Genomic DNA, 14,634 nt, shown 5'->3' on the forward strand with positions numbered 1-14,634 from the left:
TCTCCTATATACCTAGTGATTCGCCCTTTTGGGAAAACTTTTTGGTTTACTGTTACTACCTTTGACCCCACGCTCAATACCCAATGGTGCCAGTGCCGCAGCATAACTATCTTGGAGTTGGGATAACTTGATTCTGCATTCCTTGGCTGGCCCGCCAAACATTTCATTGTGACTCAGGAGTTGACTTTTATCGTTAATAGGAACGATGTATGCGTGAATATGGGGGGTGGCTTCATCTAGGTGTAACTCTGCCCTGACGCACTTATCGCCATAATTTTCAAGAAGCCATATCTTGGAAGTACTAGCAAACTTTTTCATTCGTTGCATATCCCATTCCCCAGCACGTGATGGGTCATGAGGTCGAAAATATTCTGGAGATGCGGAAAGAAACATCTCACTACATAACACTGCATCTTTACGTGGCTTGTGCTTTGTACTGGATTGGATTTTGAGTTTGACAATTTCCTCTAACGGGCGATCTCTGTCCCCAATCAACCGGAGATTCATTTGTTGTGGGTCAGCATTAGCAGTTTCTTGAAGTCTTGCAGTATGGGCTTCACTACCACCTACATGACCAAAAGTTTTCAGCTTCGTTACACGCAAAATTGCTAAACTTGCCATAATTTATTAGTTATATATTTAGTTCAATTTTTATGCCCCAAAGGGCAAATGTATCCTGTATACTAGCAACCCCGAATAGGGGTATATCTCACCCAGGATTTATAGATCCGTAGTAAGTATGCTTCCCCACAAATTCCCCGGACATTCATGTGATAGTTCTAGTACTATCTGCGCTAATACTTAACACAAACGCCTCTCACATAAGTATAGCAAACATATTATTACGAGGGGGAATATGCAGACTTTTAATATGTGGATGACTTCAAAAACCATACTTTAGTATGACTAGAATGCCCCTATCTTAGAAATGCTGTTGCCGGATTAATTTTTACAACAAATTACTATTAAAAATGCCTAAATGACCATTAGCCAAAACCTAGCAAATATAACGTATCTGCAAGGGTTTCAGCCTATTTTATTGTCAATAAACCTGATTTAATGATAATGATTAAGCTGGTTTCAAATATTTTGTAACTAATTGTATTATCAACACCTACAGAATAATTTCTGAACGGTTTTTTGAATTACTTTTGCAGCATAAATGTATTATTGTATTCTCAATAATTTTGAGTTTAATGACAATGGTAATTTAGGATAAAAAGGCTAAAAACTGGTCTACATATATGTTTGACAGCAATTTCTGCGCTTTTTTGATGTGCAAATTAGCAGACATTTTGCACTGAATTGTCATATTTTGGCAATTATTAAGCTGGCTAGAGACAACTATAGGCAGGCTAAAAAGGTGTATGAGTAAGTGTCATTATGCAAAACAGCAGACATATTGCACCAAAATTACTGATTTAGATACAAAATGTCTGCTAGATGTAACCTAGTATTTGATTTGACAATTTCTGTACTGATAAAACATTAAAAGTCTACGTTATTAGTGGGGATTATAGTAAAAATTATTTTAGTTGACAGTTGAATTTTTGGTGAGAGCTAAGTCAATTAAATAAATTAAATGAAAATGGCTAACTAGTAGACATGAATTTACAAATGCGAGTCAGATTTAAGAGATATAATGGCTAAGTATTCTGCAATAGCAGAGTGAAAAATTAATGAGAGATATGGGTGATTCAAAATATAAAGTAGTTTCATTTAGACGACCTAGCGAAAGTTTAGATGGTAAAGTGATTGACTACTTGAGGTTAAATCCTTTGTCTTTGGAAATGGATTATTCAGAGGCAATTACATCTACTCTGAAAAAATGTTGGTTGCCTTTAGCATTATTTTCTTTAGGATTACGTGGAGAAAACTTAAGACAAATAGGGATTTGGGCAATCAGTGAATTAGAAGCACAAATTAGTGTCATCCGACGAATTTGTGGAATTGATGCAGATCCAGTTCAGACTCCGCCAGTGGTCATCAATCAAACGTTTGGGACATCAGGTGACACAGCATCTATCTGGGGAGAGCTTTCAGAGAATCATTCAAATAACAATAGTCAATCCAATGCTCAAGCACATGAGGTTGAGACTGACGATGAGGGTGATGATTGGGATGTAGAGGCAGCATTAATGGGTTTGCCAAAACCTGAAGAATTGAGAGATGCGAATCGAATACTGGGTTCTGGAGATTAGATAGGAGAAATTATGACAGAAAATAAAAATAAATTAAATGATGCCAAAAATGTCAAAAAGCTGGTGTTGACTTGTGATTTAGGTGGGAGTCAGACTAAAGCGATCGCACAAGTATATCCAGATGGAGTACCAATAGTGTTGGCGATGTCACCAGAAGTGGCAGATGTGGGCAAAGGTTCAATTGAGCGATTGAAGCAACAGAATAAATGTTACAAAAGCAATACTGCATGGGTGGGATGGTCAGAAGAATACTATGTATTGGGTGAGTTGGCGAAAAGTATGTTTGCGGGGACGGCGGCACTAAGAGATTTGAAGTATCAATATGCCAAGCCTAAAATTATGGGAATGTTATGGCTGGCATGGAGCAAACTCGATCTCAAATCGACTAGTGAAGTTTTTCTACAACTTTTGTTGCCACCAGGAGAAATCAATGATGGTAAACAGTTAGCAATAGAGTTAGCACAGGTTTTAAAAAAAGGTGTAGAAACCCCGACAGGAAAACTAAAAGGTAAGTTATGTAATTTTGATGTTTCTTCAGAAGGGTCTGGAATTATGGCGTATCGTCGCCGTGGACTTAAAAATGAATATTTCCAGAAAAATATCGGAATGCTGATGTTGGGGTATAGAAACGCTAGCTTTTACTTTTCGGTGCAAGGTAGTCCTGGTAAATCAGAAACCAGCGATTTGGGAATGAGTTGGATGGTACGCCAATTTGTGGAGCGTACAGCAGTAGGGTTATCGAGAGATGATTCGCGTTTGATTAGTGCTTTAATAGCAGCAAATGAGGGGAATTTTCAGGCTTTTCGTCCCTTGTCACGCAAAACTACAGAGCTAGAAAAACAAGCGGATTTGAAATTGTTTGAACAAGTGTTACCAGTTGTGCGTGATGAGTATTGCCGTGGATTATTACGATGGATGCGAAATATGCCATATCTGAATGAGATTTTGATTTGTGGAGGGACGGCAGAGTTTGTTAAGCAAGAATTGACAGAGCATTTTGAGAACGAGGGAATACCCATTGTTTGGAATGGTAATGTGTCAATTCCAGAAAAATTACATACTCTTGGTTTGGGCGATAGAGTAGCAGATGTGTGGACTTCTCACATTAGTCATATCAAAATGTTGGATCAAAATCTTGGCTACGACCGTCAGGGGCGACGTTTAGTGCCAACAAGTAATAATCACCAAGAACCCACGTATCACGGCACACCTCCAGAAGAGGTATGGATTAAGAAGGGTTTCATGCCCATGCACAAAGGAGTTATTTGAAGATTGCAGAGGGACTGGGGAAACCTTCTCCCCATCTTTCCTGCTTTTTATTTAGTGAGGGGAGGGTTGGTTCCGCCTCCTAATATTAAACTGGCTGAAAATCGTGGTTAGAAAAATCAATTATTCGGAAAAGTCTTTGCTCTAAGATAGCATCATCAAACGGATAATTTGGCAAAGAAACAATAGCAAATATAGGAGGAACAAACATCTCTATTTCATGAGGATAATCAACCAGATAAATTTCTCGATACTTATTAGTAGGTGGATTGGTTTCTACTCTCCATGCATGAGGTTTTTGTAAAATATTACTAATGAATTGATTAGAATATTTGACTAATTGATACTCATCCCATAGCTGAGTTAATAGCCCGCGAATTTCTTGTCCATCTTGCCATAACTGAGGAGGTAAATGATTTCTAATCAAATCTAAATCCAATCCTTCGTAATCAGTTAGTGCTTCTTGATAGCTTTGTTCTTGTTCAGTTAGCTGTTGCCAATAAAATTGATGTTGAGTATTATAAAAATCTTGATTGTGTGTGCCATTAATTTGATGATTAATATCTAAAACTTGTTGAAATGATTGGATATTGTCTTTGACGGCTTGGTTAATGTCTGAGATATGCCAAGCTAGTCGATTATCATGATGAATGAGAATTAATTTTAACCAATCAAGCCAAGATGTAGGATTCATTCCATGTAATTGCAAAATTTGATTGCCACCAGTATGTTTATCAAATGATGATACATGTAGACCGTCTTGAAGAAGTATCCAAAAAGCAAAATCTATAGAGCTTGAAGAACCAATGCGAACATGACCAGTGCCGGAAGTATTAGTTGAAATGTTCATTTTTAGGAAAAATTATAAAAAATATAAGAGATAGCCGATGCTCTCTCTTATAATCTAGGATATCTTAATCACATTGGACGACTAAAGGTTTTTGTAAATAATATCGATAAACCCCTGAAAAACTTATATGATAGGCTTCACCTGAAATATTGATTGTTTGTTTCAGCCCATCAAAGATTTCAGTTGTTTGATAGTTAGTTGTGGGAGAAACTACGCTATAAATATCTCTGAGTACTCCATCAGAAGTTTGAAAATAAAAATGTGTGGCATTGATAGGTTTGTTTGAGTCATTAACAATAACCTGCCAAACAATTTTGGTTTTGTTTCCTCGAATATGTTGGCATTGGACAATTCCTAATGCTCCACCTCTCAATATATCGCGGTTAATGGCAGCATAACTTGGTTGAGGAAGAAACAGAGAAATAATTAGAGCCACTGAAATTTTGTTGAACATGAATGTTTTTGGTGATTGATTGTTCATTCATGTTTCGCATAGCGACTCTCAGTTCTTGTATGCGGTATTATCTTTGAAAGCGGCAATAAGTAAATTTAGCCTAAACTTATGCAAACTCTACAGCTGACAATTCATACAAATCCAACACAACAAATTGCTGTAGACCAACTTCCATTTACAGTTGGTAGTGACCCAGGAAATGATTTGGTGATCACCGACAAAAGTGTAGATAGCTTCCACGCCAGAATTATTTGGAAACAAGACCAATACCTGATAGTTGATTTAGGCAGCAGTAGTGGGACTCGTATTGGTAGCGTACAGGTTAAACCTCACCAATCCCAGGCGTTGACAAATGGGAGTTTAGTACAAGTTGGCTCTATCATCATTGAAGTAAAAATCAGTATTCCTCCAACGTTCAGAACACAAATTTTCCCCCCAGCAGCCAAAACCCAGTTACTCAATAAGCAGCAGGAAAGTCCAACTGTACAAAAATTCCGCTTAGATGCCATTAATTTGTACAAATCCACCAGCCCGTTTTTTGGCAATACTTTAATCAACAGGATTTCTGTATCGTTTCTGCCCAGAGAATTTATCGTAATTGCAGGGGTCAGTGGTGGTGGAAAGTCTACTCTAATGGATGCACTGAATGGTCAACGCCGTGCCAATAGTGGGAAGGTTCTGGTGAATGGGGTTAACTTGTACCAACATTTTCCAGCTTTCAAACACAGCATTGGTTACGTCCCACAAGATGATATTGTTCACGCGGAATTGTCTGTTAGAGAGGCACTTAACTATGCAGCACAATTAAGATTACCCAATGCTACACCAGACCAGAGACAACAGCGTATCCAAGATGTCCTGGAAAAATTACAACTCACCCAGCGCAAACACGTTTCTATTAAACGATTGAGTGGTGGACAGCGCAAACGAGTCAGCATTGGTGTCGAGCTAATCACCAAGCCCAGCTTGTTTTTCCTTGATGAAGCAACGTCAGGACTTGATCCTGGTACTGAACTGCAAATTATGGAACTGCTCAGAGAGTTAGCTAACAATGGCAGTACAGTTATACTAATCACTCATGCCACTAAGAATGTAGCAATCGCTGACTTTGTAGTGTTTCTTGCCAAGGGTGGACGGCTGGCTTACTTTGGCCCACCTAAGATGGCGTTTGATTATTTTAAAGTTCCAGATTTTGACACCATATATAACAAAGTCGAACGGCAGTTATCACCAGAAAAATGGGAAGAACTGTTTAAGGGGTCTGGATTTTACAAAAGATTTGTGAGCGAGCGCCAAAAATCAATCCCCCAAACCAAAGTTACACCAGTAACACCCCGAACAAACTACTGGCAACAATGGTGGGTATTGTGTCGCCGTAATCTAACTATCTTGGTTAAAAACAGAATCAGTTTGGCATTAATGCTCACAGGAGCGCCGATACTGGGAGGATTCAACTTTTTATTGTGGAAGTCTGACTTGTTAGACAACAGAACTGGCAATGCAGGACAAGCAATCACAATGCTATTTGTGACTGTGATTATGGCAGTTATGGCAGGGGCGTTGGCTACTATGCCAGAGATAGCCAAAGAAACTGCAATCTACCGCCGAGAAAGAAGTGCGGGATTAGGGGTGCTGCCTTATCTTGCCTCCAAATTTCACCTGTCAATTTTGCTGGCATTGTACCAGTCGGCTGTACTTTTAGGCTGTATGGTTAGTGCAGTTACTTTTCCTGAAAGTGCTTTGGCTTCGATGTACATCACCCTGTTTCTAGCATCGTTTGGCAGTATGGTACTGGGGTTATTAGTTTCAGCGATCGCACCCAATCAAAGTGTTGCGCCTTTACTAACAATTTTGGTATTAGTGCCGCAGGTAATCTTTGGTGGAGGCATTCTCCCAGTTAACGAATTTCAAGATGCTGGCAAAGTAATCAACCAATTGATGTTAACCAAATACCCGTTTGAGTCTTTGGTAACACTCAGTGGATTGGGTGTAGACGTAGGCAAAGACCCCTGCTGGGAAAAAACTGAACAACAGAGAAAAGGATTGTCAGAACAAGAGACTACAGTTTGTAGTTGTTACGGAAAAAATGTATTCAACCAATGCAAATTCCCTGGTTTGGGAACAATCCAAAGGTCATCATTAATCTGGAATGATGTTTACAAAGCCCGTCAATTGATTGGCAATCTTCACAAAAGTTATGGAGAAATTTTCAGCATCAACATAATGGTAAGTTGGATGCAAATGTGTGTGTTGATTAGTGCAATTGCTATATTATTGTTTCTGTTTCAGTCAGCAAAAGGATGAAAATGAATCAATTCAAAATTAAATACAGCTATTCACAAGAATTTGTTTTTTATCTGCTTGGGGACGTGAATTAATTTAAAGTAGCAACTCAATACTGTAAGCTAAGTATAGCCATGCCCAGCAGAAATTTACAAAATTTAAACTAAACATTGTGTTCAAAATACACAATCTGTTAATCAAGAAGGAGTAAGATTCTGAAATTTATTAATTTTAGGTATAAGCCCCACAATATTTTTTTGGTTTAGTATTTTACAATTAGTGATGATAATCTTCTAAACATTCAAAAAACAATTTTGAATTTTGAATTTTGAATTTTGAATTGTTTTACTCCTACCACAAAATAACTTATGCCTAAAACCTGGATTCTCAAGATAGACAGCTACTTCAATGCCAAACCCAATTGCATTGTTGCGAATGCCTACGTAGATACATTTCCGACAAACTTACCCTTAGAACCCAACATCCGCGAACCCAATAAAAGAAGTTCAACATACAGACAAATTTATGACTCGTTGACGACTCAGCCTGAAAAATTCTTCGAGCGTCACAGTGGAATTGTGCTGTGTGCAAATAAAGTTAAACCGAACAAAAATAAAACCGAACTGGAACTAGAGATACTAGAAGCTTCTGAGGGAGGTAGTGACGGCATCATCAACGGTGGCCATACAGTTTTGGCATTTGAACAAGCCAGAAATTACAAGCTTGATGTCAGTCTTGCCAGAGTGAAAGTTACCATTCATGTGGGTTTGAATGAGGCAGAGGCTAAAGATATTGCGCTGGCTTCTAATACTAGTTCCCCTGTGGATTCTCGCTCTAAAGTCAATGCCAAGGGTGATTACGATTTTATTAAACAGTATTTAGCTAAGTTAGAACGCAAAGAAGATAGAAAATTCCGCATCGCTTACTATCAGAACCAAAGTGGCGCTCCCAGAAATGCCCAATGTAACGTGACTCACCTGTTCAAGTTGATTAACTGCCTGGATAGGAATCGGTATAACCCTGATGGGAATAAAAGAACCAAGCATCCCACAGGTACAAGCACACCTAGTCATATTAGTGATGCTGAAAGGGAAAGATTGACTAAGTTACTTCCTTTACTGACTAACGCGCTGTGGATTGAACAAAGATTGTACGAAATTGTCCAAGAACATATCAGCAACCCCAGAAGGAAAGGAGTAATAGACCTCGCTTCAATTGATACGCGCAAAAACACCCTGCTTCCCGATAGCAAATACTCGTTTGGGTTCGGTGCGCCTACTGATTTAGCATTGCCCATCATTGCATCCTATCGGGTATTCCTAGACGAGAATTACAACTGGATTATCCCCTTCAACGAGTTTGCAGAAAACTTTCTCCAACATCTGTGGGGGAATTATTACCGGAAGTACTTGGTATCAGAGAAATTAGCAGGGAATACAGTGGGTACGAAAATCTGTCGTAATCAAGAAATTTGGGAGAGTTTGTATATCTCCGCCCAAAGTTATCTCAACCAGCATTTAATGAAAATGGTTAACTCTGCAAAAAGCGATTCCTTAGCTTTGACTGGGAGCTAGGGTGTAGGGTGGAATGGCACGCTCGTTAATCGCAAAGCCCTGATATAACTGGCTTTTTGAGTGTGGGGAGTGTGGGAAGAGAGGGGAGAGGGGGAAGATGGAGGGAAGAGGGGGAAGATGGAGGGAAGAGGAGGAGAACGTTCTCCCAACACCTGCCACACCTGCCACACCTGCCACACCCTGCCCTGACGAGGTTTCAGCTTATCTTCGTGCCATTCGGTGTAGGGTGTAGGGGTAAACATTTTGACCTTTGTACTACACCCTTCTTGTTGCCGTTTTTGTTCACACAGGTTAATCACCATGTCTGAATCTGAAAACTTTGATTTTGAACTTGAGCTTCAACTCCAAGCCGAACAACTAGCCCGATTCGCCAGGGAGCAAAAATCCGCAGAAAAAACCGAGTTTTTTAACGACATCTGGCAAGAAGCCGGGGTGAAAGATGTTCGCAAGATGACTGTCCAAGATGCAAGACGCACGTTAGCGATTCTTTCAAACAGTGAAGCATCAATCGAGTTTGTGAAGTCCTTTTACGCTCAAGCAGTGGTCAACGGTATGCCATCCCATGTGTTGAACTTTATCCTGCAAAGCGACACTGATGGCGATGGCCGGACTCTGGGACAGGAAATCTTTGTCGATGGCACAAATCCTTTCCGTGCTGATCAGCCAAAACAAAATCAATACTGTATACAAAAGAGTTACGAATTAGACCTAAAACTATAACCGTATTAACCGAACATACAAAAGTATGATCTCAATATCGTACTTTTGTAGATTGTTTTGGGGAATTGGACAAAGCTATGTTGTTTTCAGCCTTGATTTGGTGAAACAGATGCAGCTTTTGTCACTTGAAAATACCAACTCCAGTTTCAGCGAAACATCGGAATTTCCTGAATGGGACGAGCTAGATTTGTCCACTTCCGAACGCCGCAAAGAACGGATGGAAATTTTGATTTGTCAAAAAGCCCAAAGGGGCGAGGATATCACCCAATGTCTACAAGTTTTGGATTACCTCAAAAGAAGAACTGGTGAAAACAAACTGTACGATATCCTCACCCAACAAGCTAAAGAAAGATCCATATTCCACTCATTGCAACGGGTTTGTATCACTTCCTTTGCACTCTTGGGGATGATTGCGTTCTGTCATGGGGTACTATCCCGGACTGAAGCTCGGCACTCAGCCGGGTACGATGTTTTGCTAGAACGCAATCTACAGCAGAGCGATGGTATCGCACCCACCGGAAGTAGCAAGCCAGACGGCACATCTAATAATTACCGCACTGATAACGAACGCAACGCTCCAATTCAAAATTAAAAATTAAAAATTCAAAATTAAAGAGATTAATGGGGGCTTGTACCCAGAATTGATTAATTTTAAATTATTCTTGTTCTTCAATTTTGCATTTTGCATTTTGCATTTTGAATTGTTTTGAATTATCTACCAATATGTGGTGTCTTTATCAAACGGCAGACTGTCAGCGTCCTCAAAATTCCGCAAATCTTGCTGCATCTGCTTCAGCCGTTGCCCGTATGTTTTGTGGGAGGCAATTCTGCCGCGCATTTGCCATGCACCAAAGTTGATGCCTTGTTCCGCGTGTTTAGCAGATACCGCATTGTAATTATCAACTTCGATTTTCTTGCGGCGTTCCATTTCTGACAACCAGTTCTCACTGATGCCCTTCTGTAAAGCTTCTTCTACATATTCAGGCTTGAGTGAACCATCTTGATTAAACTGCTTTTTCTCTTCCTCTGTGAAGAAATCGTAAGCAGTGTAATTAACCCATTCTTCTGGGTCAGTTTCATCTAAATGTTTCCACTCGTCATACTCTTGTTTTGCTCTACGAGCATAACTATCAATTGCTCCTTCATTCATTCCACTAGATAACATTTCTTCTCTAGCTTCCTGTTTTAATGTGCCATCAGGTAAAAATTCTTTCTTGTTCATGTTAATCCAACGCTTAATTCTTGACATATCAAACCTCCAAAAAATTACAAATTACTGAAAAATTATGACATTAGAATTTAAACACTTCGATACTAGACTAAATCAATGGATTCATACAGATGGAGATAACCAGAATACTGAATCAATTTTAGCTGAACAGTTAGATGATACACTACTAGAATCTTTCTTTCCAGGTAAAGAGTTTTCATTTGGACATATTGATGAATATAGTAAACCAGAAGATTTACGAAATCATCCAGATGGTCATATTCTGTTGCTATCTTCAAAAACTAGATTACTTTACGGCCCATCAGAATGTTTGGAAGAAATTGAAAAACTTTGCCCAGACCGTAAAGACAGAGGTGCTTACGGTTCAATTTTTTTAGGTTCTTGTAAAAACTCAATCAGTGAACAGCTAAATATTCTGATAGTAGATGATAGCAATGGCGAAAATGGAGGAATAATTAAAAATGAAGATGCGTGGAAACTGGTAGGAGATTGCTACGGACAAATTTCTACTGAGTTATATGATAAATTAACCAAAAGAGAAGAACAAGAAGATAAAAGCTATCGGGTACTTCAACACCGTTTTGGCTGGAAAGATAACGATGGAGAAGATACTAAGTATCGCTTTGGTAAAGGTACATTACGTCCATATAAACTGGATAGAATAAAATATGCTAATCCCAGCAATGAACCCAAGATTGACTTAATTATCCCCCTATCCAGCTTTAAAGGCACTGATAAAGATAACCCTGCTGGACCAAGTAAGCCACAAATCAAACCGGGACTATACCAGCAAAATATTTGGTTGGGTGAAAAAGCACAATCCGAAAAGGGTAAAACTGCCATATCTCAATTATTGGCATCATTCCCCCAAGGGATTAAGGACTTTGCAGAGGAACTAGAAACACAAGCACAAAAGCTGGCAGAAGTTCAAGATGACCCCAGGAAAGTAGCTCAACTTTACTGTGAGAAGTATGAGAAACGCAAAGTTTTTACTGAACAACAGAAAGCATCCATAGAGCAAGAAGTAACTACGCCAGAGATTAAAGAAACACTTGCCAAACAGCTAGACGTATTTAGCCATGATGATAATGAGTTAGATGATGAAAATGAAACTAAGCAAGATGATTCATTGATATATAAAATCATTAAATCAGATTTACTAGGACATAATCAACTGATAGAAACTGAGAAAATAAAACAAGAGTTACAAAGGTTCATTCAAAGCGAGTGGCGGGATATTGCTGTTGGCAAGACGTTAACTTTTGACCGAGGAATGATTATCCCATCCAAGGAATTGAAGAATGGTGAGATTTGTGTGCCTTGGATAGATGAACATGAAAAAATCCTTAACTTTCGTTCTCCCTTCCTTAATTCCAATGGGCTTTGTGTCTCTGTTAATAAATATGTTGAAGACCGTTTAGCTCCAGACGGTACAGATTTACAAGGAATCATCGTAGTTAATGATGAAGACCACAAACGGATACAAGCAAGACTGGAAGCGAATGAAGTAGCACCAGCCGAAACTGAGTCAGAGCGTCAGGCTAGAGATTTTGATGGCGACTGCATTGGGGTGGAAGTTGCCAGTAAATATCCCAACTTTACAGCAGAAGCCGAGTACAGGAACCAAGTAGAAAACGCATACTCTCCCACAGTCAAGCTAAAAAAGCAATCATTCTACAGGGAGGACGGAACACAACCACCTTTTGAAGAAATTGCCATCCACATGAGCGACAGCATCAGCGTGGGGATTATCAATAACCAAGTTACTGCATTAGAAGCATTAGAGTCAGAAATTGAAGTCTTAAATACTTATGGAACACTTGAGCAAAAATCACAATATTTAGACCAAGTTTCCAGTCATTACCAAAGTTTATTTGAACAAGAAGGTTATGATAAACCCAAGCCAATTAGGGCAGAATACAAGCCCTATATGCAACAGTTTGTAACTCTATCTGAAAATCCCCATAGAACACCAGAGATTATACAACAGGCGATGGACGTAAATCGCCAAATGTATCGTCAGCTAATTGAGGAAGGCTGTTACCAAAATCAAATAGCCGTGGATTTATTTAAAAGTGCCAAAAAACCTGAAATGGATTTAGTCAGGGAGAACCAACGCTATTTGTATAGAGATGTTAACTATATCAAAGATAAGAAATCGAAAACAGCATATCTTAATCAAGGCATTACTCCCAAAGGCTATTCACCAGTAGAGTTATTAATCAGCCAAACCAACAAATATTTTCAGCAATCTCAACTTGAATCACGCCCTATAGTTCAGTTTCAAGATTTATTTAAGGGAGTAGAATTTACCCCACAACAAAGATTCTCTGCCATTCTTGCCAAGCAGGAATTTGACCAGAAATTCAATGCAGCAGTAGCAATGGAGCGACGGCGAGAGACTGAAAAAGGGCCATGTGCCATCATCCAAACAACCCACGGAGCGCAACTGGAAATCACAAACTTGACTCGTTATGGTCATCCTGGTATTTGGAATGGGCAAAGATTGAATATTGAGCTTAAAGAAATTTCCGAGCAGTACCGTAGTCGGGAACGCCCTCATAAATTATTAGCAATGGCTCAAATTGATGGGGAGATGGAAGATGGCAAACCCAAATACCGTAAACTGGGGACAGTTAGCCAACAGTCAGTAGCGGGTTACAATCTAAAACCGGGGATGATCACCGCTGGGGCTTTTCTCAAAGAAATCAAACCGGAAATGAGCCGGGGGCAAACCTCGTTACTGTTCCAGCAAGCGTACCAAAGTGCAGAAGCATTCCGCGCTTCCATCCCAGAATCTGAGAGATTATCGGCGGCTGCTGCTGCTTGGAGTATTTCGGCTACTAGACAAGATGAAGTTGAACAAAAGCAAGACGTTCAAAAGAAAGTATCCAATTTCGCTTTTGCTGCATTCCCAAATGAAATAGTGTCCCGGCTGGGGGAACTGCAATTCACAGACATGAAATTGGTGACGCTGGACAATGAGGCGAATAATTTCAAAGGTAAAGTTTGGAACCCAGATGAGAAATATCCTGTTGAAATCAAAGGTTCTCATCACCCCCAGGATCATGAACGTCATGGTTCTCGATTAGTCTTTGTGCAAGACAATGAAGGTGAATATAAAGAATTTGCCATGCTGGAACCAAGGACAGGACAGTTACCCATTGGCACAAAAGCTCAAGCCAACATAGTACCAGGGGAAACATATACAGCTACAGGTACTATTGCAGTAGAAGGGAAAGCTCCAATTGAGTTCACCATCAGAGAAATCAGCAAATTCTCATATTCTGGTCAAGAATTTCATGCCCAATCAGCTAACTTGGCAATTGGTACTGTCCCGGTTCCTAATCAAGCCGTGAAAATCCAACTTGATGGCAAAACGCTGGGAGAATTAGATGCTGATTCAGTCAAGCAACTTGACCAAATTAACTACCTGAAAAATGGCAATCCACTCAATTTAAAATTCACGCCTATTACTGATGGTAATAAGGTTACATCTTTAGTTGGTGAATCCCAGCAAGGGAATTTGTTAAAAATTAACAAAGTTGATGTGTATGACTTTCAGAAAGAATCATTTGGTAGTAACGACTATCGAAAAGTCACTTTAGAAATTCCCCAATCAAAAACTAGAGATGCAGTATTTCTGGATGGCAAACCATTAGGAGTGCTGCATTTCAAGAAGGACAAGGAAGCACTCAAAGAATTGGGAGTGTTGCAATTTGGTAAACTGACTGAAGTGCCAGCTACCCTGCAAAGTAATTTCAGTCATACCTTCGTTAAACTTGACCCCAACACAGTTGAATATCCGCAAACTTGGATTAAGGAAAAACAAGTATCTCCATCTCCAGATAAAGAGGTAGTGACACCGCAACAGGAAATGATTGATAAAAGTGCGCCGTTATTGCATCAGATTAAAGAACGCCCCACTTTCTTGTTTTTTGTTCCTGAAGATAGGATGCTAGGAATCATGGGCATGGCTGTAGATAATCATAAGGTTGAAACCTTAGTGGTGCAGAAAACTTTTTGGAGTCTCAAGTTGAAAAAACAGTAACACG

At 39.5% G+C, this 14,634-nt stretch carries 12 protein-coding genes; 7 read left to right on the forward strand and 5 right to left on the reverse strand.

Going from position 1 to position 14,634, the window contains the following annotated elements; all coding sequences use genetic code 11:
• Positions 1 to 12 precede the first annotated feature (12 nt).
• Complete coding sequence (gene mobV / locus ACM0OS_RS25080) at positions 13 to 621, reverse strand: MobV family relaxase (RefSeq protein ID WP_414545896.1); 609 nt, start codon at positions 619 to 621, stop codon at positions 13 to 15.
• A 1,067-nt stretch (positions 622 to 1,688) separates the two neighbouring features.
• Here mobV and ACM0OS_RS25085 point away from each other — a divergent pair.
• A complete protein-coding gene (locus ACM0OS_RS25085; protein WP_414545897.1) occupies positions 1,689 to 2,201 on the forward strand; it encodes a hypothetical protein in 513 nt (170 codons plus the stop codon).
• A 12-nt stretch (positions 2,202 to 2,213) separates the two neighbouring features.
• Entirely contained in the window at positions 2,214 to 3,470 is a 1,257-nt protein-coding gene (locus ACM0OS_RS25090) for a hypothetical protein (RefSeq protein ID WP_414545898.1), read from the forward strand.
• A gap of 85 nt (positions 3,471 to 3,555) precedes the next feature.
• On the opposite strand, the gene ACM0OS_RS25095 is transcribed toward ACM0OS_RS25090, so the two are convergent.
• A complete protein-coding gene (locus ACM0OS_RS25095) occupies positions 3,556 to 4,317 on the reverse strand; it encodes a hypothetical protein (protein ID WP_414545899.1) in 762 nt (253 codons plus the stop codon).
• A 64-nt stretch (positions 4,318 to 4,381) separates the two neighbouring features.
• On the reverse strand, positions 4,382 to 4,798 hold the full coding sequence (locus ACM0OS_RS25100; RefSeq protein WP_414545900.1) for a hypothetical protein: 417 nt from the start codon (positions 4,796 to 4,798) through the stop codon (positions 4,382 to 4,384).
• An 81-nt stretch (positions 4,799 to 4,879) separates the two neighbouring features.
• Here ACM0OS_RS25100 and ACM0OS_RS25105 point away from each other — a divergent pair, with 81 nt between their 5' ends.
• Together ACM0OS_RS25105 and ACM0OS_RS25110 are read left to right on the forward strand one after the other, a co-directional pair.
• Entirely contained in the window at positions 4,880 to 7,075 is a 2,196-nt protein-coding gene (locus ACM0OS_RS25105; RefSeq protein WP_414545901.1) for an ATP-binding cassette domain-containing protein, read from the forward strand.
• Positions 7,076 to 7,422: 347 nt separating this feature from the next.
• Positions 7,423 to 8,628 carry an AIPR family protein gene (locus tag ACM0OS_RS25110; RefSeq protein WP_414545902.1) on the forward strand — a complete coding sequence of 402 codons (1,206 nt, stop codon included), beginning with the start codon at positions 7,423 to 7,425 and terminating at the stop codon, positions 8,626 to 8,628.
• Here the strand turns inward: ACM0OS_RS25110 and ACM0OS_RS25115 are convergent.
• Positions 8,625 to 8,930, reverse strand: a complete 306-nt coding sequence (locus ACM0OS_RS25115; RefSeq protein ID WP_414545903.1) for a hypothetical protein — start codon at positions 8,928 to 8,930, stop codon at positions 8,625 to 8,627. The genes ACM0OS_RS25110 and ACM0OS_RS25115 overlap by 4 nt on opposite strands.
• On the opposite strand from ACM0OS_RS25115, the gene ACM0OS_RS25120 reads away from it, so the two are divergent.
• Both ACM0OS_RS25120 and ACM0OS_RS25125 read left to right on the forward strand, forming a co-directional pair.
• Positions 8,929 to 9,348 (forward strand): hypothetical protein, encoded by a 420-nt coding sequence (locus tag ACM0OS_RS25120; RefSeq protein WP_414545904.1) that lies wholly within the window; start codon positions 8,929 to 8,931, stop codon positions 9,346 to 9,348. The two genes, ACM0OS_RS25115 and ACM0OS_RS25120, sit on opposite strands and share 2 nt — an antisense overlap.
• 109 nt (positions 9,349 to 9,457) lie before the next feature.
• On the forward strand, positions 9,458 to 9,940 hold the full coding sequence (locus tag ACM0OS_RS25125; protein ID WP_414545905.1) for a hypothetical protein: 483 nt from the start codon (positions 9,458 to 9,460) through the stop codon (positions 9,938 to 9,940).
• A gap of 123 nt (positions 9,941 to 10,063) precedes the next feature.
• Here ACM0OS_RS25125 and ACM0OS_RS25130 read toward each other — a convergent pair whose 3' ends face one another.
• Positions 10,064 to 10,597, reverse strand: coding sequence for a hypothetical protein (locus ACM0OS_RS25130; protein ID WP_414545906.1), 534 nt, complete (start codon positions 10,595 to 10,597; stop codon positions 10,064 to 10,066).
• Between the two features lie 37 nt (positions 10,598 to 10,634).
• On the opposite strand from ACM0OS_RS25130, the gene ACM0OS_RS25135 reads away from it, so the two are divergent.
• A complete protein-coding gene (locus ACM0OS_RS25135) occupies positions 10,635 to 14,630 on the forward strand; it encodes a hypothetical protein (protein ID WP_414545907.1) in 3,996 nt (1,331 codons plus the stop codon).
• The last annotated feature ends 4 nt before the right edge of the window (positions 14,631 to 14,634 follow it).

This window comes from Nostoc sp. CCY0012 (genome assembly GCF_963920855.1).
GTDB lineage: Bacteria > Cyanobacteriota > Cyanobacteriia > Cyanobacteriales > Nostocaceae > Cyanocohniella.

Excerpts from the sequence above, each read along its gene's own strand:
- ACM0OS_RS25110 (WP_414545902.1), top strand. The coding sequence starts at position 7,423 with ATGCCTAAAACCTGGATTCTCAAGATAGACAGCTACTTCAATGCCAAA.
- ACM0OS_RS25115 (WP_414545903.1), bottom strand. The coding sequence starts at position 8,930 with ATGGTGATTAACCTGTGTGAACAAAAACGGCAACAAGAAGGGTGTAGT.
- ACM0OS_RS25130 (WP_414545906.1), bottom strand. The coding sequence starts at position 10,597 with ATGTCAAGAATTAAGCGTTGGATTAACATGAACAAGAAAGAATTTTTA.
- ACM0OS_RS25135 (WP_414545907.1), top strand. The coding sequence starts at position 10,635 with ATGACATTAGAATTTAAACACTTCGATACTAGACTAAATCAATGGATT.
- ACM0OS_RS25105 (WP_414545901.1), top strand. The coding sequence starts at position 4,880 with ATGCAAACTCTACAGCTGACAATTCATACAAATCCAACACAACAAATT.
- ACM0OS_RS25100 (WP_414545900.1), bottom strand. The coding sequence starts at position 4,798 with ATGAACAATCAATCACCAAAAACATTCATGTTCAACAAAATTTCAGTG.
- ACM0OS_RS25090 (WP_414545898.1), top strand. The coding sequence starts at position 2,214 with ATGACAGAAAATAAAAATAAATTAAATGATGCCAAAAATGTCAAAAAG.
- ACM0OS_RS25125 (WP_414545905.1), top strand. The coding sequence starts at position 9,458 with ATGCAGCTTTTGTCACTTGAAAATACCAACTCCAGTTTCAGCGAAACA.
- mobV (WP_414545896.1), bottom strand. The coding sequence starts at position 621 with ATGGCAAGTTTAGCAATTTTGCGTGTAACGAAGCTGAAAACTTTTGGT.
- ACM0OS_RS25095 (WP_414545899.1), bottom strand. The coding sequence starts at position 4,317 with ATGAACATTTCAACTAATACTTCCGGCACTGGTCATGTTCGCATTGGT.
- ACM0OS_RS25120 (WP_414545904.1), top strand. The coding sequence starts at position 8,929 with ATGTCTGAATCTGAAAACTTTGATTTTGAACTTGAGCTTCAACTCCAA.
- ACM0OS_RS25085 (WP_414545897.1), top strand. The coding sequence starts at position 1,689 with ATGGGTGATTCAAAATATAAAGTAGTTTCATTTAGACGACCTAGCGAA.